A 21519-nucleotide genomic window follows, 5' to 3' on the forward strand; every position below is an offset into this window, starting at 1 on the left:
CGCCCACCGCATCACGCCGGTCGCAGCCGGTCAAGATCGAAGATCGGGCGGGCCCGGTTCGTCGGTGGAGGGGGATAGGCTCGAACGGTGCACCCCCCGTCCGGCTGGACGCGGGGTCGTCGTCGTGTGTCGATCCGCTGGAAGTGATCACTGATGCTCACCGGACTCTTCTCCGCCGCCCTGGCCGACCCGGGGCTGGCCCGGGCGCGTGACCTGGCGCGCTCCGGTGCCGCGCAGGTCGACGGGCTCGACCTGACCGCCCCGGCCGCGCTGCGCCCGTTCGCGGTGGCAGCGGTCGCCGCCGACGAGCCGGCCGGCGGCGCGGGCCGCCCGGTGCTCGCGGTCACCGCCACCACCCGCGAGGCCGACGACCTGGCCTCCGCGCTGGGCAGCCTGCTCCCGCCGGAGCAGGTGGCGGTCTTCCCCTCCTGGGAGACGCTGCCGCACGAGCGCCTGTCGCCCCGCTCCGACACGGTCGGGCGGCGCCTCGCCGTGCTGCGCCGGCTCGCCCACCCGGACGCCGCCGACGCGCACGGCCGCACCGGGCCGCTGCGGGTCGTCGTCGCGCCGGTCCGGTCGCTGCTCCAGCCGCAGCTCAAGGGCCTCGGCGACCTGGAACCGGTGCAGCTCGCCGCCGGGGACGAGGCCGACCTGGAGGACGTCGCCCGCCGGCTCACCGACATGGCGTACGCCCGGGTCGACCTGGTCACGAAACGCGGCGAGTTCGCCGTACGCGGCGGCATCCTGGACGTCTTCCCGCCCACCGACGAGCACCCGTCCCGGGTGGAGTTCTGGGGCGACGAGGTGGAGGAGATCCGCACGTTCGCGGTCGCGGACCAGCGCACCATCGAGGGCGTCGCGCAGATGTGGGCGCCGCCGTGCCGGGAGCTGCTGCTGACCCCGGCGGTGCGGGAGCGGGCCGTCGCGCTGGCCGCCGAGCACCCCGAGCTGGCCGAGATCCTGGACAAGCTGGCCGAGGGCATCCCGGTCGAGGGCATGGAGTCGCTCGCCCCCGCCCTGATCGGCGCCGACGCGCTGGAACTGCTCGTCGACTGCATGCCGACCGGCACCCACGTACTCCTCTGCGACCCCGAGCGCATCCGTACCCGCGCGCACGACCTGGTCCGTACCTCGGAGGAGTTCCTCCAGGCCAGCTGGGCCGCGGCCGCCGTCGGCGGCCAGGCCCCAGTCGACCTGGGCGCCGCCGCCTTCAAGACCCTGGCCGAGGTACGCACGGCGGCCCGCGTCCTGCGCCAGCCCTGGTGGACGCTCGCGCCGTTCGGCCTGGTCGAGGCGGACGCGGCACCGGCCCGGCAGCCCTGGGAGGACGAGCCGGCCGCTGTCGACGTCACCCCCGACGACGCCATCGCGGTGAGCCTCGCCGCCCAGCCGGCTCCGCTCTACCACGGCGAGACCGCCCGGGTGGTCGACGACCTGTTGCGCTGGGCCGGTGAGGGCTGGTCCATCGCCCTCGTGTTCGAGGGGCACGGTCCCGCCCAGCGGGCCGTCGAGGTGCTCCGCGACGCCGGTCTCGGCGCCCGGCTCACCGAGGAGGTGCCCGCCGCGCCCGCACCGGGCGAGTTGCTCGTGTCGTGCGGCTGCCTGACCGCCGGATTCGTCGACGAGGCGTCGAAGTTCGTGCTGCTCACCGGCAACGACGTCACCGGCGGCCGGGGCGCCTCCACCCGCGACATGCGCAAGATGCCCAGCCGGCGGCGCAACACCATCGACCCGCTGGAGCTGAAGGCCGGCGACTACGTGGTGCACGAGCAGCACGGCATCGGCCGGTACGTCGAGCTGGTGCAGCGCACTGTCAACGGCGCGAGCCGCGAATACCTGGTCATCGAGTACGCGCCGAGCAAGCGCGGCCAGCCCGGCGACCGCCTGTTCGTGCCCACCGACCAGCTCGACCAGCTCTCCCGCTACGTCGGCGGCGAGCAGCCCACGCTGCACAAGATGGGCGGCTCGGACTGGCAGAAGTCCAAGGCCCGGGCCCGCAAGGCGGTCCGTGAGATCGCCGCGCAGCTCATCCAGCTCTACGCCGCGCGCAAGGCGTCCAAGGGGCACAACTTCGGCCCCGACACCCCGTGGCAGCGGGAGCTGGAGGACGCGTTCCCCTGGCAGGAGACGCCCGACCAGCTGGCCGCCATCGAGGAGGTCAAGCGGGACATGGAGCAGACCGTCCCGATGGACCGGCTGATCTGCGGCGACGTGGGCTACGGCAAGACCGAGATCGCGGTCCGGGCGGCGTTCAAGGCGGTGCAGGACGGCAAGCAGGTGGCCGTGCTGGTGCCGACCACGCTGCTGGTGCAGCAGCACTACAACACGTTCGCCGAGCGGATGAGCCAGTTCCCGGTGTCGATCCGGCAGCTGTCCCGGTTCCAGACGCCGAAGGAGACCGAGCAGACGCTGGAGATGGCCGCCGCAGGCACCGTCGACATCGTCATCGGCACCCACCGGCTGCTCCAGGCGTCCACCCGGTTCAAGTCCCTCGGGCTGGTGATCATCGACGAGGAGCAGCGGTTCGGCGTCGAGCACAAGGAGCATCTGAAGACGCTGCGCGCCTCGGTCGACGTGCTCGCCATGTCGGCCACGCCGATCCCGCGCACGCTGGAGATGGCGATCACCGGCATCCGGGAGATGTCCACCATCGCCACCCCGCCGGAGGAGCGGCACCCGGTGCTCACGTTCGTCGGCGCGTACGACGACCGGCAGGTGGCCGCCTCCATCCACCGTGAGCTGCTGCGCGACGGTCAGGTCTTCTACCTGCACAACCGGGTCGAGTCGATCGAGAAGACGGCCCGCAGGCTGCGGGAGCTGGTGCCGGAGGCCCGGGTCGCGGTGGCGCACGGCCAGATGGGCGAGGAAGCGCTGGAGAAGGTGATGGTCGGCTTCTGGGAGAAGGAGTTCGACGTCCTGGTCTGCACCACGATCGTCGAGTCCGGCATCGACATCCCGAACGCCAACACGCTCATCGTCGAGCGGGCCGACCTGCTCGGCCTGGCCCAGCTGCACCAGATCCGCGGCCGGGTCGGCCGGGGCCGGGAGCGGGCGTACGCGTACTTCCTCTACCCGCCGGAGAAGCCGCTCACCGAGAACGCGCACGAGCGGCTCGCGACCATCGCCCAGCACACCGAACTCGGCGCGGGCATGTACGTGGCGATGAAGGACCTGGAGATCCGCGGCGCCGGCAACCTGCTCGGCGGCGAGCAGTCCGGCCACATCGAGGGCGTCGGCTTCGACCTGTACGTCCGGATGGTCGGCGAGGCGGTCTCCGCCTTCAAGGGCGAGAGCACTGAGGAGGAGACGGAGGTCAAGGTCGACCTGCCGATCGACGCGCACCTGCCGCACGACTACGTGGCCGTGGAGCGGCTGCGCCTGGAGATGTACCGCAAGCTCGCCGAGGCGCGCGACGAGGAACGGCTGCGCGAGGTGGTGGCCGAGATGACCGACCGGTACGGCGAGCCGCCCGCGCCGGTGCAGAACCTGGTCGCGGTGGCGCGGTTCCGGCTGCTGGCCCGCCGCTACGGGCTGACCGACGTGTCGATGCAGGGCAAGCACATCCGGTTCGGCCCGCTGCCGCTGCCCGACTCGAAGCAGATGCGCCTCAAGCGCTACCACCCGGACTCGGTCTACAAGCAGGCGCTCGACCAGGTCAGTGTGCCCCGGCCGAGCACCCGGCGGATCGGCGGCGAGCCGCTGCGCGACCAGGCGCTGCTGGAGTGGTGCGGGCAACTCCTGGCCGATGTCCTCGGCAAGCCCGAGGAGTTCGCCGGTGTCACCCGGTCCGGGGCGGGTGTGCGATGAGGTGGGCGGAGTCACAGGTCCGTACTCGCCGTGAGAGAGTGACCCTCATGCGTGCTCGCCGTTCCCTCGTCGCCGTCAGCGTCGCGGCCCTCGCCGCGCTCTCTCTCGCCGCCTGTGGCCGCTCCGCCCCGGACGTCGCCGCCTACGTCGGCGACACCCGGTACTCCGTCGACCGGGTCGACGCGATCTACGAGGACGCGCAGCGGCAGTACGCGGACGCGGTCCGCACCCAGGCTCCGCAGACGCCGTCGCCGGAGGAACTGCGGTCCTCGGTGACCCGGCAGGACGTGCTGAACCTGCTGGTCGCGCTCGACCTGGGCAAGCGCGTGGCGGCCGACAAGGGCCTCCAGGTCACCGACGAGGTCTCCCCGGAGCAGCTCCAGCAGCAGCTCCGGATGCCGGCGACCACCGAGTACACGAAGCTGTGGGGCGAGTGGTACGACCTCTCGGCCGCGCTCCAGCAGAGCCTGCCCCCGGCCGACCTCAGCGACGAGTCCCTGATGGCCGTCTACCGCGCCATCGAGAAGACCGGGGCGATCCAGCCGGGCCTGAGCGTCGCCGAGGTGCGGCAGGCGTTCGGCGAGGCCGGGTTCGTGCGCAGCGCCACGGCGCTCAGCAACGCGCTCCAGGAGCAGGCCGAGAAGTCGGACGTCCGCGTCAACCCGCGCTTCGGGGTCACCGGGGTGCCGTCGCTGGTCAACACCGGCCAGTCGCTCGTCTTCTACTCCCTGCCGTACGTCGACCAGGACGGCCCGGTCACCGACATCTCGACGCCGGAGGCGCCGGCCGGTGACTCGCCGACTCCCGGAGCCGTATGACCGCGCGCATCGTCCTGCTCGTCACCTCACCCCGGCTCCCCGCCGGCCTGCTGACCTCGGCCGCCTGGGACGCCGTACGGTCCTCGCCGGTCCTCGCCGGTGCGGAGAGCGAGCTGACCCGGGCGGTCCGGATGTCCGGCGCCGAGGTCAGCGTGGTGACCGAGGGTGCGACCCAGGCTCTGCTCGAAGCCGCCTCGGCGCACGGCGGCGCGGTGTGGCTGGCCGGCCCGGCCGGCGACGAGACGCTGGCCCGTGAGCTGGGGCTGCGGCTGGCCCGGGAGCCCGGCCTGGCCGAGCTGGAGCTGATGTACGGCTCGTGGGATCCGCCCGGTGCCCGGCTGCTCGACGCGGTCGAGGTGATGGACCGGCTGGCCTCCCCGGGCGGCGATCCGTGGAAGCGGGCGCAGACCCACCGGACCCTGTCGGGTTTCCTGCTGGAGGAGTGCTACGAGGCGTACGACGCGATCAGCGCCGACGACACCGACGCGCTGCGCGAGGAGCTGGGCGACGTGCTGCTCCAGGTGTTGCTGCACGCCCGGCTGGCGGAGAACCTGCCGGAGGGCAAGAGCTGGACCGTCGACGACGTCGCGGGCACCCTGGTCGACAAGATGGTCCGGCGCAACCCGCACGTGTTCTCCGGCGAGCCGGCCGGCTCGATCGAGGAGATCGAGGCGAACTGGGAGCGGATCAAGCGGGCCGAGAAGACCCGCGACTCGGTGCTCGACGGCATCGCGCTGAGCCAGCCCGCGCTCTCGCTGGCCGCGAAGATCCTGGACCGGGCCGGCCGGGTCGGCCTCGCCGTACCGCCCCCGCTGGCCGAGTCGCAGGTGGACCCGGAGGCCCGGCTCGGCGCGAGCCTGCTGGCCGCTGTCGCCGCCGCTCGGCAGGCCGGCATCGACCCGGAGGCCGCGCTGCGCCGGGCCACCTTGGCGTACGCCGAAGCAGTCAGAGCCGCCGAACGCGCCACCCCGAGCCGCCCCGCCTGACCAGCCTCCCCACCCGCCCCCGCCCCTCCCCGCGATCTTGCACTTTCGGCCCGAGCGGTGCCGTAAATGCCCCATCTGCCCGGGCGCAAACTGCAAGATCGCCGAGTCGACTGGCGGGCCGGGGCCCCTATAGGGGCCGTTTGCGTCCAAGATCTACGCCGCCCGCGCCCGACCAACCGATCAAGGGGGTTGGGTCGGGGGCGGGCGCTGGCGAGGACGCGAACTCCTTGATCAACGCGAAGGGGAAGGGACGGCGAGGCAGGAGAGTGGGCGAGAAGGTCGGTAGGGTCGGGGGATGGAGTCGTTCGGGCCGCTGGCGGAGCGGATCGTGGAGGCGTTGCTGGAGAGCCGGCCCGGGCTGGCGACCTCCGCCGGAGACCACCGCTACGACGACCGGCTACCCGATCTCTCCGCCGACGCCCTCGCCGCCGACCAGGCGATGCTCAAGGACGCGGCCGACGCGCTCGCGGAGATCGACCCGGACGCGCTCGACGTGGCGGAGAGCGTCGACCACGCACTGCTCACCAGCCTCGTCGACCGGGGTCTGTTCGAGGCCACCGAGATCCGCGGTCACGAGTGGGATCCGCTGCGCCACAATCCGGGGCCGCTGCTGCACGCCCTGCTGGCCCGTCCCTTCGCCCCGGCCGAGGAGCGCCTGACCAGTCTCGCCGGGCGTCTGTCGTCCGTACCCGATGCGCTGTCCACGGCGCGCGCGACGCTGCGGGACATGCCGCGGGTCCACGCGGAGACGGCGGTCGGGCAGTTCACCGGTACGGCGGCGCTGATCCGCGACGAGGTGCCCGGTCTGCTGGCCGAGGCGCCGGCGCTGCGCGACCGGGTCGGCCCGGCGGCCACCGACGCGATCGCCGCGCTGGAGGAGTTCGTGGCCTGGCTGCGGCAGGGCCTGGCCGCCGATGCCGGCCCGGGGCGTGACCCGCGGCTGGGCCGGCGGCGGTGGGAGGCGCGGCTGTGGCACACGCTCGACACCGAGCTGAGCGCCGCCGAGGTGCAGCGCCGCGCCTGGGCCAACCTCGACCGGGTCACCGAGGAGATCCGCGCGGCGTCGGTCGAGCTGGTCGGTGGTCCGGCCGACGACGAGACGGTACGCCGGGCGCTGGACCTGCTCGCCGCCGAGCACCCGGACGACGCCACGATCGTCGACCTCGCCTCGGTCACGCTGGACGAGGCGAGTGACTTCGTCCGCCACCACGACCTGGTCAGCATGGTCGGCGACCCGTGCGTGATCCAGGAGATGCCGGAGTTCGCGCGGGGCGTGGCGGTGGCCTACTGCGACTCGCCGGGCCCGCTGGAGACGGCCGACGTGCCGACGTTCTACTGCATCTCGCCCACCCCGGCGGACTGGCCGGCGCAACGGGTCGAGTCGTTCTACCGCGAGTACAACGACCACATGATCCGCAACCTGACCGTGCACGAGGCGATGCCCGGCCACTTCCTCCAGCTCGCCCACGCCCGCCGGTACGACGGCCCGACCCGGGTCCGCGCGCTCACCGAGTCGGGTGTGTTCGTCGAGGGCTGGGCGGTCTACGCCGAGGAGCTGATGGCCGGGCTCGGCTTCGGCGGCCTGCCGGTGCGGTTGCAGCAGCTCAAGATGCAGCTCCGGATGACCATCAACGCGCTGCTCGACCAGCTCGTGCACTGCGACGACCTGCCCGAGTCCGAGGCGATGGCGCTGATGACCGGGCGTGGCTTCCAGGAGGAGGGCGAGGCGGCCGGCAAGTGGCGGCGGGCGCTGCTCACCTCGACGCAGCTCTCCACCTACTTCGTCGGCTACAGCGAGATGGCCGGCATCGCCGCCGCCCGGCCGGACGGCGTGCCGGTGCGCGACTGGCACGACGCCATGCTGGCGCACGACTGCCCGCCGCCGCGCCACCTGCGGACGCTGCTGGGGGTGTGAGGCTCACCGCCCGGCGGTGACCCGGCCTGCCGTCACCGGCCGGCGGCGACCGCGTCGATCAGCCAGCGCGACAGCGAGTACGCGGGTGGCAACTCGGCGGGCAGCGCGTCGGCCGGGAACCAGCGCGCCTCGGTGAGTTCGGTGCCGTCGACGAGCGGTTCGGCGGCCGGGTCGGTGACCTCGGCGGTGAATCCGGCGAGCAGCGTGCCCGGCCCGGACAGCGCCCACGGCTGGCTGTCCACGTACGCCGGTCGCCGCAGCGTCAGGCCGACCTCCTCGGCGACCTCACGGTGTACCGCTGCCTCCAGCGACTCGCCCGCCTCGACGAACCCGGCGACGAGCGCCCACAGCTGCGTCGGCCCCTGCGCGTGGCGGACCAGCAGCAGTTGGCCGGGACCACCGGCCGGGCCGGGGCGGGTGATCGCGGTCAGCACCGCGACGGACAGCGGCACGAACACGGTGAGCCCGCAGTCCGGGCAGCGGCGGGCGGTCTCGCCCGGCACGTCGGCCAGTTCGGCCCGGCACGCGCCGCACCACCTGTGCGTACGCCGCCAGGTGACCACGGCGAGCGCCCGCCCGGCCAGGTCGGCGCGGGGCGCGGGCAGTTCGGCGGCGAGGCCACGCCAGCTCCGCCAGCGGCCGGGCAGCGACTCCGGATCGGTCACCTCGGCCGCCCACGTCGGGGTGCCGTCGAGCGTGCCGACCGGGGTCCAGGCGAGGTCGCCGGGCAGCGCGCCGACCCGTAGCGGCTGCGCGTCCGGGCCGGTCAGCAGTTTCCGGCCGGCGACGGGCAGCGCAAGGTCGTCCGGGTGCGGCGCCCGGCCGTGGTCGGCCGCGGGCCGGAATCCGGTGCCCGGCGGGCGAGCGACGACGGCCCGAGTCCCGGCGCCGGACGAGGAACCGTCGGCGGCCCGACCCCCGGCGCCGGATGCGGAACCGCCGGGTGGGGTCACGACGTGGCGGGGCGGCGGTCCACCACACCGGCGCCGGCCGGCACGGCGAACGCGGCGGCCTCGACGCTCTCGGTGTAGCGGCTCAGCGTCACCTCGGCGGGCTTGCCGTCGAGCGCGCCGGAGAAGCTGCCCAGCACGCCCTCGTTCGTCACGCAGGCGGTGAAGCGCTCCCCGTCGTGGGTGACGTCGACGCAGGTGGCGTGGTGCCCGGCGAGCGTGGTGTCGCTCTGCTCGATGACCGCGTCCGGCGCCAGCGCCGCGTCGGTGAGCAGCCGGATCACCGCGGGCGGCGTGACCAGGCCCTGCTTGCGCGCCTCGTCGTAGACGACCACCGACGGCTTCCCGGCGGTGAGCACGGGCGGCGAGACGGTGCAGGAGGTGCGGGCGGCGGTGCTGGCGCACCGGGTCACCGACTCCTGCGTCACCGTGATCTTGCCGCCCGGCCAGGTGTACGTGGACCGCAGTGGCTTCTTGGTCTGCGCGATCGAGGCGGTCCGGCCCCCGTCGAGCTGGTAGTCGGCGGCCCAGGTCTGCTCCAGCGCCCGGTCCATCCGCGCGGCGAGGTCGTTGACCAGGTCGGAGCGGCCGAGCGCGACGTTGGCGTCGTCCAGGGCCTGACAGCCGGTGACCGAGAGCGACGCGATGACCGAGGCGGCGAGCACGCGGAGAGTCGTCGAGGCGGCAGGCATGATGCCCAGCCTTGTCGATTGACGCAACCTCTCGCAAACCGGTTGCCGGTTGACGCCCGGTAATCCGGGAATGTCCGTCTCAGCAGGCGCCTCGGGGGCCGCCCCGAGCGGGGTGCGGCAGGGCGGGGACCGATACGCTGCGTTCAACACCTGCCTCAGCCGCACCGTCGCGGCCCATACCGGACCGGAACCACACAAACGAGGAGCGACTCAGTGGCAACCATCGAGGGAATCGTCGCCCGGGAGATCCTGGACTCGCGGGGCAACCCGACGGTCGAGGTCGAGGTCGGGCTCGACGACGGCACGATCGCCCGCGCCGCGGTGCCGTCCGGCGCCTCCACCGGCGCCTTCGAGGCGGTCGAGCTGCGCGACGGTGACAAGGATCGCTACCTGGGCAAGGGTGTCGAGAAGGCGGTCGCGAACATCGAGGACCGGATCGTCGACCAGCTCATCGGCTACGAGGCCAGCGAGCAGCGGCTGATCGACCAGAAGATGATCGACATCGACGGCTCGGACAACAAGGGCGAGCTGGGCGCGAACGCCATCCTCGGCGTCTCCCTGGCCGTGGCCAAGGCCGCCGCCGGCAGCGCCGAGCTGAGCCTGTTCCGCTACCTGGGCGGCCCGAACGCGCACCTGCTCCCGGTGCCGATGATGAACATCCTCAACGGTGGCGCGCACGCCGACTCGAACGTCGACATCCAGGAGTTCATGATCGCGCCGATCGGCGCGCCGACGTTCCGGGACGCGCTGCGCTCCGGCGCCGAGGTCTACCACGCGCTGAAGTCGGTGCTGAAGAAGAAGGACCTGTCGACCGGCCTGGGCGACGAGGGCGGCTTCGCCCCGAACCTGCCCACCAACGCCGCCGCGCTGGACCTGATCGCCGAGGCCGTGGAGAAGGCCGGCTACCGGCTCGGCACCGACATCGTCTTCGCGCTCGACGTGGCCGCCACCGAGTTCTTCGACAACGGCACCTACACGTTCGAGGGCAGCGCCAAGAGCGCCGAGGAGATGAGCAACTACTACACCAAGCTCGCCGGCGACTACCCGATCGTGTCGATCGAGGACCCGCTGGCCGAGGACGACTGGAGCGGCTGGGCCACCCTCACCGCCGCGCTCGGCGACCGCATCCAGATCGTCGGTGACGACCTGTTCGTGACCAACCCGCAGCGTATCGCCCGAGGCATCGCCGAGCGGGCCGCCAACGCGGTGCTGGTGAAGGTCAACCAGATCGGTTCGCTCACCGAGACGCTCGACGCCGTCGACCTGGCCCACCGGGCCGGTTTCAAGTGCATGATGAGCCACCGCTCCGGCGAGACCGAGGACACCACCATCGCCGACCTGGCCGTCGCCACCGGCTGCGGGCAGATCAAGACCGGCGCGCCGGCCCGCTCGGACCGGGTGGCCAAGTACAACCAGCTCCTGCGGATCGAGGAGGAGCTGGCCGACGCGGCGCGGTACGCCGGTGCGGGCGCCTTCCCGCGCTACCGTTCGGCCTGAGCGAGCGCTCCGGGGGAGGGGTGTGACGATGCAGCAGCGCCGCACACCGGGTGGCCAGCGGCCCGCCCGTCGGCCGGGTCAGCCCGGCCGGACGGGCGGCGCCCGGGTCCGGTCCACGGCCCGCGACAACGGCGTCCGCGCGGAGGCGCGCGCCGCCGGCCGGTCACCCGGCGCGTCCCGTGCCACCGACGGTGTACGCCCCGCGAGCCGCCCCGCCGCGGCCCGGCGTACCGCCGCCGGTGGCCCGGTCAAGCGGCTCACCGCACCCCAACCCCGGCGCTTCACCGGGCGCGCCACGGTGCTGTTCGCGGTGCTGATCGCGCTCGCCCTGGCGTACACCTATCCGGTCCGGGTCTACCTGGACCAGCAGGCCGACATCGAGCGGATGGAGGCCGCGCAGGCCGCCCAGCGCGCCGAGATCGAGCGGCTCACCGCCGAGGCGGCCAAGTGGCAGGACCCGGAGTACGTCAAGACGCAGGCCCGGGAGCGGTTCTTCATGGGCAAGCCGGGCGAGACGCTGCTCGTGGTGCTGTCCGACCCGGAGGGCGCCGCGAAGGACGCCGGCAGGGACGCGGGGCCGGGGGCGTCGAAGCCGCCCGAGCCCTGGTACGACACCCTTTGGGGGAGCGTGCGGGCGGCCAACGCCGAGCGCCCCGACAAGTGAGCTTTGATCCGAGAGGCACTTCCTTGAGCGTCGTACCACCGCAGGAGCCGGCGGCGGACTCCGTACCCCCGCCGGAACGCCAGCCGGCCACCGAGGCCGACCTGGCCGCGGTGGCCGCGCAGCTCGGACGCCCGCCGCGCGGCACCCGCGCGGTGGCCCACAGGTGTCCCTGCGGCCTGCCCGACGTGGTGGAGACGACGCCCCGGCTGGCCGACGGCACGCCGTTCCCGACGCTGTTCTACCTGACCTGCCCGCGTGCCACGGCGGCGTGCAGCCGGCTGGAGTCGGCCGGGCTGATGAAGGAGATGGCCGAGCGGCTCGCCGAGGATCCGGAGCTGGCCGCGCGGTACCGGGCGGCGCACGAGGACTACCTGACCCGCCGGGAGGCGATCGGCGAGGTGCCGGAGATCGCCGGCATCTCGGCCGGCGGCATGCCGGGGCGGGTGAAGTGCCTGCACGTGCACCTCGGGCACGCGCTCGCCGCCGGGCCGGGGGTCAACCCGTTCGGTGACGAGACGCTGGCGCTGGTGGAGAAGTGGTGGGCGGCCGGCCCCTGCGTGGACGTGCCACCGGCCCGGTGAGATGAGCGCCGACGAGATCACTGTGCGCCGGGCCCGCACCACCGACGTGCGCGGCATCCGGCGGCTTGTGGACACCTACACCGACGACCGGCGGCTGCTCAGCAAGGCGACCGTGACGCTGTACGAGGACGTGCAGGAGTTCCGGGTCGCGGTGACGCCGGACGGCTCGGTGGTCGGGTGCGGCGCGCTGCACGTCATGTGGGAGGACCTGGCCGAGATCCGGACGGTCGCGGTCGACCCGTCCTGCCGGGGCCACCGGATCGGGCACCGGATCGTCGGTGAGCTGATCGACGCGGCGCGGGAGCTGGGCATCGCCCGGATCTTCGTGCTCACGTTCGAGACCGGCTTCTTCGGCTCGTTCGGCTTCCGCGAGATCGACGGCGCCCCCGTCCCGCAGCCGGTGTACGAGCAGCTCCTGCGCTCGTACGACGAGGGCGTGGCCGAGTTCCTGGACCTGGAACGGGTCAAGCCCAACACGCTGGGCAACACCCGGATGCTGCTGCGCCTCTGAGGTCGCGGCCTCTCCGGGCGATCATGAAGTTGGCGGCGTTCGGCGTCCGGTTTGTCGCCGTCAACCTCATGATCGTGCGGACGTGGGGGTGGGCTGCCGTAGGGTGGGCGCCGTGAGTGCGCGTGTGGCCGCCATCGACTGCGGGACCAACTCGATCCGACTGCTGATCGCCGACCTGCCGGAGGCGTCGGCGGGGGACTCGGCGCCACTTGTGGACGTCTCGCGGCGGATGGAGATCGTCCGGCTGGGGCAGGGCGTCGACCAGACCGGCATGCTCGCCCCGGAGGCCGTCGAGCGGACCCGTGTCGCGCTCGCCGACTACGCGGCCGAGATCGAGAAGTCCGGTGCCGAGCGGGTACGCATGTGCGCCACCTCGGCCTCCCGCGACGCCTCCAACGCCGCCGACTTCCGCGCCATGGTCGAGCGCACGCTCGGCGTAGCGCCCGAGGTGGTGACCGGCGACGAGGAGGCCCGGCTGTCGTTCACCGGCGCGGTGCGCGGCCTGCCCGCCGACGCCGAGCCGCCGTACCTGGTGGTCGACATCGGCGGCGGCTCCACCGAGTTCGTCGTCGGCACCCGCGCCGACGGTGTGCGCGGCGCGATCTCGGTGGACATCGGCTGCGTCCGAATGACCGAACGGCACCTGCACGGCGACCCGCCGACCGCGGCGCAGGTCGCCGCCGCCGAGGCCGACGTCGCCGCTGCCGTCGACCGCGCGCTCGCCGCCGTGCCCGGCCGGGAGGCCGCAACGCTGGTCGGGCTGGCCGGTTCGGTCACCACTGTGGTCGCCCTGGCGCAAGGGCTCCAGGAGTACGACCCGAGCCGCATCCACCACGCCCGGATCTCGTACGAGCAGGTGGCCGCTGTGACCGCCGACCTGCTCGGCAAGAGCAGTGAGCAGCGGCTGGCGTACCCGGTGATGCACCCGGGGCGGGCCGACGTGATCGGCGCGGGCGCGCTGGTGCTGCGAGTGATCATGGAGCGGGCCGGGATGCCGTCGGTGGTCGCCTCCGAGCACGACATCCTCGACGGCATCGCCTGGAGTCTCGCCTAGCCCTCGTCCGCCTTCTCGCGGCGGTGATCAAGGAGTTTGTGTCCGATCAGGGCGCCTCAGAGGACGCCAACTCCTTGGTCAACAGGGAGGGCCGGGCGTCAGTCAGTAGCCAGGTCGGGGCGGTGTTCCCTGATCCACTTCTCGACGTCGGACTTGCGCCAGATCTGGCCCATCCGGAGTACCTGATAGGGCGCGGGGAAGTCGCGCCGCGAGGCGACCACTGATGCGCGGGCACGCGAGACGCCACCGAGCATGTCTCGGATCTCGGCGATTCCCACGAACTCGACCACCCCTTGACGGTAGGTAGCTGCGATTGTTCGACGATCGATAACAGCGATAGGGGTTGACGATCGCCAACGGTGCGAGCAGGATCGGGGGATGAGCGTGAAGGGCTGTTCTCCCGTACCCGATCGGGGTCGCCGTGTCGTGCGGCCGCACGTACCGATGCGGCCCCTGTGGTTGTGCCGGGTGTGCGCGGCCCCCTGGCCGTGCCAGCCGGCCCGCCTGTTGCTGCTGCTGGACTACCGGCGCGACCGCGTCGCCCTGTCGGTCCTCATGGCCGGTTGCCTGTTCGACGCCACCGCCGACCTGCTGCGCACCAACCCGAATCCGGCCGACCTGTTCGACCGTTTCATCGGGTGGACCGCTCGCCTGTAGGTGCTGTGTCGTTGACGGTAGTACGCAATGCGCACTAGTGTGCTGAGCGTGGATACCACGCAGCTCCTCAAGGGCGTGCTCGACCTGGCGGTGCTCGCCGTGCTCAAGGACGAGGACGGATACGGCTACGACATCCTGCGGCGGCTACGCGAGGCCGGCCTCACCGAGGTCGGCGACGCCTCGGTCTACGGCACGCTGCGCCGGCTGTTCGCGGCCGGTCTGCTCACCACGTACGTGGTGCCCAGCGAGTCCGGGCCGCACCGCAAGTACTACTCGCTGAACGCCGCCGGGCGCGACCAGCTCACCCGCTCCGGCAAGACGTGGCGCTCGTTCGCCACCACCATGGACGCACTGCTCGACGATCGGGGGATGGCGGCATGACCGTCACTGGGCAGGAGATCACGGACTACGTCGACCGGGTACGCGCGGCGCTCGCCGACCTCCCGCCGAGGGTCCGCGACGAGCTGACCGAGGATCTGCCGGAACACCTCGCCGAGGTGGCCGCCGAGGGCGAGGGCGCGCTCGTGGACCGGCTGGGCACCCCCGAGGCGTACGCGGCCGAGCTGCGTGCCGCCGCCGGCGCCGGGGAGGGGCGGCGACCGGCGCGTTTCCACCGCCTGGCCGAGGCGCGGGAGCAGGCGGCCACTCAGGTGCGCCTGCTGGACCGCCAGCTCGGCCCGGTGCTCGGGCACGCGACGGTGAGCGACTTCCTGCGTCCGCTGCGTCCGGCCTGGTGGCTGCTCCGTGGCTGGCTGGCCGCCCTGCTGATCGGCGCGATGCTCGGCGGTGGCCCGCTCGGTCTGCTGCCCCGGCCGAACGACAACGCGTCGGCCGGCCTGCTGCTGCTCATCGGCGCGGTGGTCGCGTCACTGTGGCTCGGCCGCCGTTCCGCGGGCTTCACCGGCTGGCCGCGCCGCCTGCACCGGCTGGGTACGGCCGCGCTGTTGCTCTTCGGCTTCGCGGTGCTCGTCGATGTGGACCGGAACGCCAGCTCCGACCACTACAGCGGCTACGAGCAGACGTCGGAGGACCGGCGGTTCGACCGGATCGAGGACGTCTTCGTCTACGACCAGCAGGGGCGGCTGATCCGCGACGCGCGGCTGTTCGACCAGAACGGCGTGCCGATCCGGCTCGGCTGGCCGAGCTGCATGGACGGTTCGGGTGTGGCGCCGGAGATGCAGCACACCTACCCGTACTGCCCGGAGCGGGCCCCGTTCGGCCCGCCGGCCCCGCCGTCGACCGCCCCGCCCGTACCCACGCCCACGGACAGCCCCACGCCGACCACATCCACCCCGACCGCGCCCACCATCAGCGCTTCCCCGGCACCCACGTCGACCCCCTGACGCACTCGAACCCGGCGAGATCTTGGAAGGAAAGGGCCCTCATGGGGGCCGGATTCCTCCAAGATCTCGCCGGGTCGTGGTGCAGGACGTCCACTGGCCTCATGTGAGGCCGACAGGAGGTGAATGCCACTGTTGTTCCGTCTTCCCCGGGCCGCTCACCGCGTGGCACGCTACCGGCACGTAACAGCCAACTGTGCGACCAGCCAACGTTGACTGACCGCAAGGAGGACGGGCCCATGGGCGAGATGGTGAGCTTCACCGGCAACGGAGGGACGAGCGAGGGGTATCTCGCGATACCCTCCGGCGGTGCGGCCAGCCCGGCGGTCATCGTCATCCAGGACTGGTGGGGACTGGTGCCCCACGTCCGGGCCGTGGTGGACCGCTTCGCCGAGGCCGGTTTCGTCGCCCTCGCGCCAGACTTCCGGCACGGCGGCCCGGCCGTGAAGCCGACCGAGCCGCGGCTGATTCTGAACAGCTCCCAGATGGACGAGGCGGCCAGCGACATCGCTGCCGCCGCCGAGTACCTGGCGGGCCGGTCCGAGGTCACCGGCAAGGTGGGCTGCGCCGGGTTCTGCGCGGGCGCCAGCCTGGCCCTGTGGTCCGGCACGTTCTCCGAGCGCATCGTGGCCACCGCCGGGTTCTACCCCCGCCTGCCCTGGGAGGGCATGGCCGTCGGGGCGGCGGACGAAGGCGGCTGGGCCGGCTACGCCGGGAAGGCGGCGCTCATCCACTGCTCCGAGGCGGACGGCCTCTCCGCCGCCGACGGGGTGCAGAGCGTACGCCGGTCCATCGAGTCCGCCGGCGGCACCTGCCAGACGTTCGACTACCCGGGCACCTCGCACGCGTTCTTCAACGAGGACCGGCCCGAGCACTTCGACCAGCGGGCCGCCGCCACCGCCTGGGCCCGCACGCTGGAACTGTTCCGGGCGAAGCTTGGCTGAGTCGCGTACCCCGCAGGACGTGGTCGCCCGCGCCGTGCGGGCGGCCGACCTGGCCGACCTCGACGGCGCGGTCAGTGACTGCTTCGCCTGCCCGCGCCTGGTGACCTGGCGGGAGGAGGTGGCCCGGGTCAAGCGGGCGGCGTTCCGCGACCAGGACTACTGGGGGCGGCCGGTGCCCGGCCTCGGCCCGCCGGACGCGCGGATCGCGATCCTCGGCCTGGCGCCCGCGGCGCACGGCGGCAACCGCACCGGCCGGATCTTCACCGGGGACCGGTCCGGTGACGTGCTGTTCGCGGCGCTGCACCGCGCCGGGCTGGTCAACCAGCCGACGAGCGTGGCCGCCGACGACGGCCTGACGCTGTACGGCACCCGCATCTTCGCGGCCGTGCGGTGCGCGCCGCCGGACAACAAGCCCACCCCGGCCGAGCGGGACACCTGCGCGCCGTGGCTGCACCGCGAGGTCGAACTGATCCGGCCCACGCTGCGCGTCGTGGTCGCGCTGGGCGCGTTCGCGTGGGCCGCGTGGTGGCCGGTGCTACGCCAGGTGTACGGGCGGCGACCGCCCACACCGCGACCGGTGTTCGGTCATGGGGCACACTGGTCCGGCGAGTCGGTGCCGGCGTTGCTGGGCTGCTATCACGTCAGCCAGCAGAACACCTTCACCGGACGGCTCACACCGGCGATGCTGGACGACGTGTTCACCCGGGCGAAGGACCTGGCCGGGGTGGACTGAGAACACCTGAGGCGGTGGGATGGATTTCGGCGTACTGCGCAGGTGGTGGCCGGTCGCCGCGGTGACGGTGCTGCTCGCGCTCGCCGCGTTCGCCGCCGGTCACTCCGCCATCGGGGCCAGCCGGATCCCGCCCGTCGCCGACACCATCCCGTACGTGCCGGACTACCCGTCGCCCGAGGCGGTGCCGTCGATCCCGGTGGAACCCCGCGACGCCGGCGAGCCCACCTCGGGCGGTGTGCCGGGCTGGCTGGCGACCGCTGCCCTGGTGTTGTCGTCAGCGGCGGTGCTGGTCGCCGTCGGGTACGTCCTGTGGAACGTGCTCCGGGGCGCGCTGCGTCGCACGACCCGCGCGGTGCCGGTGCGGCGCACCCGGCGTACCGCCGAGGGGACCGCCCGCGAGGTGGTGGCCGCGCTCGACGCCGGACTCGTCGAACTGGACGACCGCTCCACCGACCCGCGGACCGCGGTGATCGCCTGCTGGGTACGCCTGGAGGAGGCCGCCGAGGACGCGGGTGTGCCCCGGCACACCGGTGACACCCCGACCGACCTGGTCGGCCGGCTGCTGCGCGGCGACCCGGCGGCCGGCATCCCGGCGATCGCCAGCGCCGACGTGCTCGACGGTTTCGCGCACGTCTACCGGGAGGCCCGGTACGCCACGCACCCGGTCGACGAGCACACCCGGGACCAGGCCCGCGCCGCGTTGCGGCGGCTGCGCGGCGAGCTGACGAGCCTGGCGGGGGAGGCATCGTGAGCACCAGCATCGACGAGTTGCTCTCCTTCGGCGAGGAGCCCGCCGGGGAGGACGTCCGCCCCTCGGGCGGCGGCCGGGCGCGCCTGCTGCTGCGTACCGCCACGGTCACCGCCGCCGTCGTGGTGGTGGTCGTGGTCGGGCTGCGCGCGGTCGGCCTGAAGGTGCCGATCTGGATCGTCGTGGCGGGGGTGCTCGCCGTGCTCGCCGTACGCCGGGTCACCACCGCGCTGTCACCCCCGCCGCCGCCCCGTGCGGGTGCCCGGACATCCGCCGGTGAGGAGCCCGGCACCTGGAACTGGTCCGCGCGGGACGCGCTGCGAACCGCGATCAACGGCTGGGAGCGCCCGCTGGACTGGTGCGCCGGCAACCAGGAGCGGTTCACCGAGCGCGTCCTGCCCCGCCTCGGCGAGCTGGCCGACGAACGGCTGCGCCAGCGCCACGGCGTCACCCGTGAGTCCGACCCGGCCCGCGCCCGGGCGGTGCTCGGCGAGCCACTGTGGACGTTCCTCGCCACCCCCGTCCGCCGCCCTCCGTCGCCGCGCGACCTCGCGGCGATCGTCGCCGAACTGGAGAAGATCTGATGAACGACGTGGACCGGAGCATGCCCCCCGCCGAGGTGGGCCGGCTCGCCCGGACCGTCCTGGACGCGGTCGGCACCGTCGTGGTCGGCAAGCGGGACGCGCTGGAGCTGGTGCTGGCCGGCATCCTCGCCGGTGGTCACGTGCTTCTGGAGGATCTGCCCGGCCTGGGCAAGACGCTCACCGCGCGCTGTTTCGCGCAGGCGCTCGGGCTGGACTTCCGGCGGCTCCAGTTCACCCCGGACCTGCTGCCCGCCGACGTGACCGGCTCGTTCCTCTACGACCAGAGCAGCGGCGACTTCGCCTTCCGCGCCGGCCCGGTGTTCACCAACCTGCTGCTCGCCGACGAGATCAACCGGACGCCGCCGAAGACGCAGTCGGCGCTGCTGGAGGCGATGCAGGAGAAGCAGGTCTCGGTCGAGGGCGTGACCTACCGCCTCGACGAGCCGTTCCACGTGCTGGCCACCGCCAACCCCATCGAGTACGAGGGCACGTACCCGCTGCCCGAGGCGCAGCTCGACCGGTTCCTGCTGCGGGTGTCGTTCGGCTACCCGAGCCACGACGAGGAGTGGGACGTGCTGCGCCGCCGGATCGCCCGCCGCCGCGAGGAGGCGGAGATCAAGCCGGTGGTGGACGCCGCCACGCTGCGCGCCATGCAGGCCGCGCTGGAGGACGTGGTGGTCGAGGACTCGGTCGGCCGGTACATCGTGGCGCTCACCGCGGCGACCCGGGAGCACCCGTCGGTGCTCGTCGGCGCGTCCCCGCGTGGCTCGCTGGCGCTGCTGCTGCTGTCCCGGGTGCGGGCGGTGCTCGCCAACCGGGACTACGTGGTGCCGGAGGACGTCAAGGCGGTGGCGGCGCCCGCGCTGGCGCACCGGATCACGCTGCGGCCGGAGATGTGGTTGCGCCGCGTCGACCCGTCGTTCGTGGTCGGCGAGGTGCTGGACTCCACGCCCGCGCCGGCCAGCGGCGCGCTGCCCAGCTACGCCGCCGGCCGCTGATGGACCGGGCCGACGCGGCGAGCGGCTGGGCGCCCACCTGGGCGCTCGGCCGGGCCGTGCTGCTCGCCGGCGTGCTGCTCGTCGCGGCGGTGCTGCTCGGCCGCATCGACCTGGTGGTGCTCGCCACACCGTTCGCGCTCGGCACCGCGTACGCGTTGCGCCGCCGCCCCGCCGCGCTGCCCGAGCTGGAACTCGGCGTCGGGGACACCCACCTGGTCGAGGGCGCGCCGCTGGCCGCCACCGTCGCGGTGGCCAACCCCGACCTGGTCGGGTACGACCTGGCGGTGGTCCGGACCCGGATGTCGCGCTGGCTGCGGGTGGAGCAGGTCGGCTTCGGCGGCGCCGGGCTGGACGTGAGCCGCTCCGGTGGCGCGGACCGCCCGTTCGTCACCTCGGTACCCCGGGGCAGCGCCGTCGACCTGGAACTGACCGGCACCGCCCTGCGCTGGGGACGGCACCCGATCGGCCCGGCCGGCGTGCGGGTCGCCGCCGCCGACGGGCTGCTGGTCTCCCGCGCGGTGCTCACCGACCCGATCCGGGCCCGGGTCTATCCGCGTACCGAGCCGTTCGACGCGGTCGAGGCGATGCCCCGGGCCGCCGGGCTGGTCGGCGCGCACCGCTCGCGGCGGCCGGGCGAGGGCGGCGAACTCGCCGGGGTACGCGTGTTCGCGCCCGGCGACCGGCTGCGCCGGATCGACTGGCGGGTGTCGCTGCGGGCCCGGCAACTGCACGTCGCGGCGACGCTGTCGGACCGGGACGCCGAGGTGGTGGTGCTGCTGGACGTGCTGGCCGAGGCGGGCCGCTCCGGTGGCGTGAACGGGACCGCGTCGGTGCTGGACACCACCGTCCGGGCCGCCGCCGCGATCGCCGAGCACTACCTGCACCGCGGCGACCGGGTGTCGATGCTGGAGTACGGTCCGGCCGCGCGCCGGCTGCGTCCGGCCACCGGGCGGCGGCAGTACCTGACCGTCCTGGAGTGGCTGCTCGACGTGCAGGCCGAGTCGTCGCCGCACGAGCCGTACGACCAGGTCTTCGGCCCGCAGGTGCTCTCCTCGGACGCGCTCGTGGTGGTGCTCAGCCCGCTGCTCGACGAGCGGTCCGCGCAGATGCTCGCCCGGCTGGCCCGTGGTGGGCGGTTCGTGGTGGCGGTGGACACGTTGCCGGCCGAGCTGCCGGTGCCGAAGGAGCGGGGCTGGGCCGAGGTCGCGTACCGGCTGTGGCGGCTGGACCGGGACACGATGATCGGCCAGCTCCGCGAGCACGGGGTGCCGGTGGTGCGCTGGGCCGGCGCCGGCAGCCTGGACGAGGTGCTGCGCGACGTGGCCCGGCTGGCGACCGCCCCGAAGGCAGGGTTGCGGTGAGCGCGAGGAACGCAGCGGAGCGGAGTCCCGCAGTCGCGAACGAAAGGCCGGCTCAGTGAGCGCGAGGAACGCAGCGGAGCGGAGTCCCGCAGTCGCGAACGAAAGGCCGGCTCAGTGACGGATGCCCTGGTGGAGCGGGTGCGGGCGCTGCGGTTCGCCGCCGCCCGGGTCAGCCCGCTGCCGCTGCTCGTACGCGGCGGCATCTTCCTCACCGTGCTCGCCGGCTTCCTGCTCGCGTACCCGGTGCAGGCCCTCACCGCGCGTTCGCTGCTGGCCCTGACGGTGGCCGCGGTGCTGCCGGCGGTCGGGCCGCGCCGGATCTGGCCGACCTTCACCGCGCTGGTGACTGTCGGCGGCTGGCTGCTGGCCACGCTCGGCTTCGACCGGCCGCCGGCGCTGTGGCGGCTGCTCGCCGTGGCGACGCTGCTCTACCTGGCGCACTCGCTCTGCGCGCTCGCCGCGCTGCTGCCCTACGACGGGCTGATCGACCCGGACGTGGTGCTGCGGTGGCTGGGCCGCGCGGGTGGCGTGGTGCTCGCCAGTGCCGTGCTCGGCGTGGTGCTGGCGTGGCTCGGGGGAGTGGGCGGGACCGACGGCTCACAGGCGGCGACAGTGGCGGGGCTGCTGGTGGCGGTGGGGCTGAGCGCGCTCCTGGGCTGGCTGCTCCGGCGCCGATGAC

22 protein-coding genes are annotated in these 21519 nt (G+C 73.5%); 19 read left to right on the forward strand and 3 right to left on the reverse strand.

Going from position 1 to position 21519, the window contains the following annotated elements:
* Positions 1-153 precede the first annotated feature (153 nt).
* The 4 genes from mfd to KSK32_RS16950 all read left to right on the forward strand — a co-directional run bounded on the left by mfd (position 154) and on the right by KSK32_RS16950 (position 7526).
* Positions 154-3807 (forward strand): transcription-repair coupling factor, encoded by a 3654-nt coding sequence (gene mfd / locus KSK32_RS16935; RefSeq protein WP_216932089.1) that lies wholly within the window; start codon positions 154-156, stop codon positions 3805-3807.
* A 47-nt stretch (positions 3808-3854) separates the two neighbouring features.
* Positions 3855-4625: a SurA N-terminal domain-containing protein gene (locus KSK32_RS16940; RefSeq protein WP_216932090.1), complete on the forward strand. Its 771-nt coding sequence runs from the start codon at positions 3855-3857 to the stop codon at positions 4623-4625.
* Complete coding sequence (locus KSK32_RS16945) at positions 4622-5611, forward strand: nucleoside triphosphate pyrophosphohydrolase (protein WP_216932091.1); 990 nt, start codon at positions 4622-4624, stop codon at positions 5609-5611. The genes KSK32_RS16940 and KSK32_RS16945 overlap by 4 nt, the downstream gene beginning before the upstream one ends.
* A gap of 295 nt (positions 5612-5906) precedes the next feature.
* Positions 5907-7526 carry a DUF885 domain-containing protein gene (locus KSK32_RS16950; RefSeq protein ID WP_216932092.1) on the forward strand — a complete coding sequence of 540 codons (1620 nt, stop codon included), beginning with the start codon at positions 5907-5909 and terminating at the stop codon, positions 7524-7526.
* A 32-nt stretch (positions 7527-7558) separates the two neighbouring features.
* Here KSK32_RS16950 and KSK32_RS16955 read toward each other — a convergent pair whose 3' ends face one another.
* Positions 7559-8479, reverse strand: a complete 921-nt coding sequence (locus KSK32_RS16955) for an NAD(+) diphosphatase (RefSeq protein ID WP_289256299.1) — start codon at positions 8477-8479, stop codon at positions 7559-7561.
* Complete coding sequence (locus KSK32_RS16960) at positions 8476-9168, reverse strand: hypothetical protein (RefSeq protein ID WP_216932093.1); 693 nt, start codon at positions 9166-9168, stop codon at positions 8476-8478. Before KSK32_RS16960 ends, KSK32_RS16955 begins: the two co-directional genes overlap by 4 nt.
* 213 nt (positions 9169-9381) lie before the next feature.
* Between KSK32_RS16960 and eno the strand changes: the two genes are divergently transcribed.
* The 5 genes from eno (at position 9382) to KSK32_RS16985 (ending at position 13475) form a co-directional block, all read left to right on the forward strand.
* Positions 9382-10665, forward strand: a complete 1284-nt coding sequence (eno, locus tag KSK32_RS16965; protein ID WP_128138784.1) for a phosphopyruvate hydratase — start codon at positions 9382-9384, stop codon at positions 10663-10665.
* 28 nt (positions 10666-10693) lie between these two features.
* On the forward strand, positions 10694-11329 hold the full coding sequence (locus tag KSK32_RS16970; RefSeq protein WP_216936157.1) for a septum formation initiator family protein: 636 nt from the start codon (positions 10694-10696) through the stop codon (positions 11327-11329).
* 23 nt (positions 11330-11352) lie between these two features.
* On the forward strand, positions 11353-11910 hold the full coding sequence (locus KSK32_RS16975) for a DUF501 domain-containing protein (RefSeq protein ID WP_216932094.1): 558 nt from the start codon (positions 11353-11355) through the stop codon (positions 11908-11910).
* Between the two features lies 1 nt (position 11911).
* Complete coding sequence (locus tag KSK32_RS16980) at positions 11912-12421, forward strand: amino-acid N-acetyltransferase (protein ID WP_216932095.1); 510 nt, start codon at positions 11912-11914, stop codon at positions 12419-12421.
* A 124-nt stretch (positions 12422-12545) separates the two neighbouring features.
* Entirely contained in the window at positions 12546-13475 is a 930-nt protein-coding gene (locus KSK32_RS16985; protein ID WP_216936160.1) for a Ppx/GppA phosphatase family protein, read from the forward strand.
* 98 nt (positions 13476-13573) lie between these two features.
* Here the strand turns inward: KSK32_RS16985 and KSK32_RS16990 are convergent, their stop codons facing one another.
* On the reverse strand, positions 13574-13765 hold the full coding sequence (locus tag KSK32_RS16990) for a hypothetical protein (protein ID WP_222947856.1): 192 nt from the start codon (positions 13763-13765) through the stop codon (positions 13574-13576).
* A gap of 178 nt (positions 13766-13943) precedes the next feature.
* Between KSK32_RS16990 and KSK32_RS16995 the strand changes: the two genes are divergently transcribed.
* The 10 genes from KSK32_RS16995 to KSK32_RS17040 all read left to right on the forward strand — a co-directional run bounded on the left by KSK32_RS16995 (position 13944) and on the right by KSK32_RS17040 (position 21518).
* Positions 13944-14132, forward strand: a complete 189-nt coding sequence (locus tag KSK32_RS16995; protein WP_374226715.1) for a hypothetical protein — start codon at positions 13944-13946, stop codon at positions 14130-14132.
* Positions 14133-14180: 48 nt separating this feature from the next.
* Complete coding sequence (locus KSK32_RS17000; protein WP_030271259.1) at positions 14181-14513, forward strand: PadR family transcriptional regulator; 333 nt, start codon at positions 14181-14183, stop codon at positions 14511-14513.
* Positions 14510-15475 (forward strand): hypothetical protein, encoded by a 966-nt coding sequence (locus KSK32_RS17005; protein ID WP_216932097.1) that lies wholly within the window; start codon positions 14510-14512, stop codon positions 15473-15475. Before KSK32_RS17000 ends, KSK32_RS17005 begins: the two co-directional genes overlap by 4 nt.
* Positions 15476-15711: 236 nt before the next feature.
* A complete protein-coding gene (locus tag KSK32_RS17010; RefSeq protein WP_216932098.1) occupies positions 15712-16416 on the forward strand; it encodes a dienelactone hydrolase family protein in 705 nt (234 codons plus the stop codon).
* Between the two features lie 19 nt (positions 16417-16435).
* The gene (locus KSK32_RS17015) at positions 16436-17149 is read left to right on the forward strand and encodes a uracil-DNA glycosylase (protein WP_216936162.1); all 714 of its coding nucleotides are present in this window, start codon (positions 16436-16438) and stop codon (positions 17147-17149) included.
* 19 nt (positions 17150-17168) lie between these two features.
* On the forward strand, positions 17169-17900 hold the full coding sequence (locus KSK32_RS17020) for a DUF4129 domain-containing protein (protein WP_216932099.1): 732 nt from the start codon (positions 17169-17171) through the stop codon (positions 17898-17900).
* Positions 17894-18481 (forward strand): hypothetical protein, encoded by a 588-nt coding sequence (locus KSK32_RS17025; RefSeq protein ID WP_216936164.1) that lies wholly within the window; start codon positions 17894-17896, stop codon positions 18479-18481. Before KSK32_RS17020 ends, KSK32_RS17025 begins: the two co-directional genes overlap by 7 nt.
* A complete protein-coding gene (locus KSK32_RS17030; RefSeq protein ID WP_216932100.1) occupies positions 18481-19479 on the forward strand; it encodes a MoxR family ATPase in 999 nt (332 codons plus the stop codon). The genes KSK32_RS17025 and KSK32_RS17030 overlap by 1 nt, the downstream gene beginning before the upstream one ends.
* A complete protein-coding gene (locus KSK32_RS17035) occupies positions 19479-20840 on the forward strand; it encodes a DUF58 domain-containing protein (RefSeq protein ID WP_216932101.1) in 1362 nt (453 codons plus the stop codon). Before KSK32_RS17030 ends, KSK32_RS17035 begins: the two co-directional genes overlap by 1 nt.
* 114 nt (positions 20841-20954) lie before the next feature.
* The gene (locus KSK32_RS17040) at positions 20955-21518 is read left to right on the forward strand and encodes a hypothetical protein (RefSeq protein ID WP_216932102.1); all 564 of its coding nucleotides are present in this window, start codon (positions 20955-20957) and stop codon (positions 21516-21518) included.
* The last annotated feature ends 1 nt before the right edge of the window (position 21519 follow it).

It is taken from the genome of Micromonospora sp. WMMB482 (assembly GCF_019038635.1).
Taxonomy (GTDB): Bacteria; Actinomycetota; Actinomycetes; order Mycobacteriales; family Micromonosporaceae; genus Micromonospora; species Micromonospora marina.

Coding starts and splice junctions, on each gene's coding strand:
- KSK32_RS16950 (WP_216932092.1), top strand. CDS start 5,907: ATGGAGTCGTTCGGGCCGCTGGCGGAGCGGATCGTGGAGGCGTTGCTG.
- KSK32_RS16940 (WP_216932090.1), top strand. CDS start 3,855: ATGCGTGCTCGCCGTTCCCTCGTCGCCGTCAGCGTCGCGGCCCTCGCC.
- KSK32_RS17005 (WP_216932097.1), top strand. CDS start 14,510: ATGACCGTCACTGGGCAGGAGATCACGGACTACGTCGACCGGGTACGC.
- mfd (WP_216932089.1), top strand. CDS start 154: ATGCTCACCGGACTCTTCTCCGCCGCCCTGGCCGACCCGGGGCTGGCC.
- KSK32_RS16960 (WP_216932093.1), bottom strand. CDS start 9,168: ATGCCTGCCGCCTCGACGACTCTCCGCGTGCTCGCCGCCTCGGTCATC.
- KSK32_RS17030 (WP_216932100.1), top strand. CDS start 18,481: ATGAACGACGTGGACCGGAGCATGCCCCCCGCCGAGGTGGGCCGGCTC.
- KSK32_RS17035 (WP_216932101.1), top strand. CDS start 19,479: ATGGACCGGGCCGACGCGGCGAGCGGCTGGGCGCCCACCTGGGCGCTC.
- KSK32_RS16970 (WP_216936157.1), top strand. CDS start 10,694: ATGCAGCAGCGCCGCACACCGGGTGGCCAGCGGCCCGCCCGTCGGCCG.
- KSK32_RS17020 (WP_216932099.1), top strand. CDS start 17,169: ATGGATTTCGGCGTACTGCGCAGGTGGTGGCCGGTCGCCGCGGTGACG.
- KSK32_RS17010 (WP_216932098.1), top strand. CDS start 15,712: ATGGGCGAGATGGTGAGCTTCACCGGCAACGGAGGGACGAGCGAGGGG.
- KSK32_RS16980 (WP_216932095.1), top strand. CDS start 11,912: ATGAGCGCCGACGAGATCACTGTGCGCCGGGCCCGCACCACCGACGTG.
- KSK32_RS16945 (WP_216932091.1), top strand. CDS start 4,622: ATGACCGCGCGCATCGTCCTGCTCGTCACCTCACCCCGGCTCCCCGCC.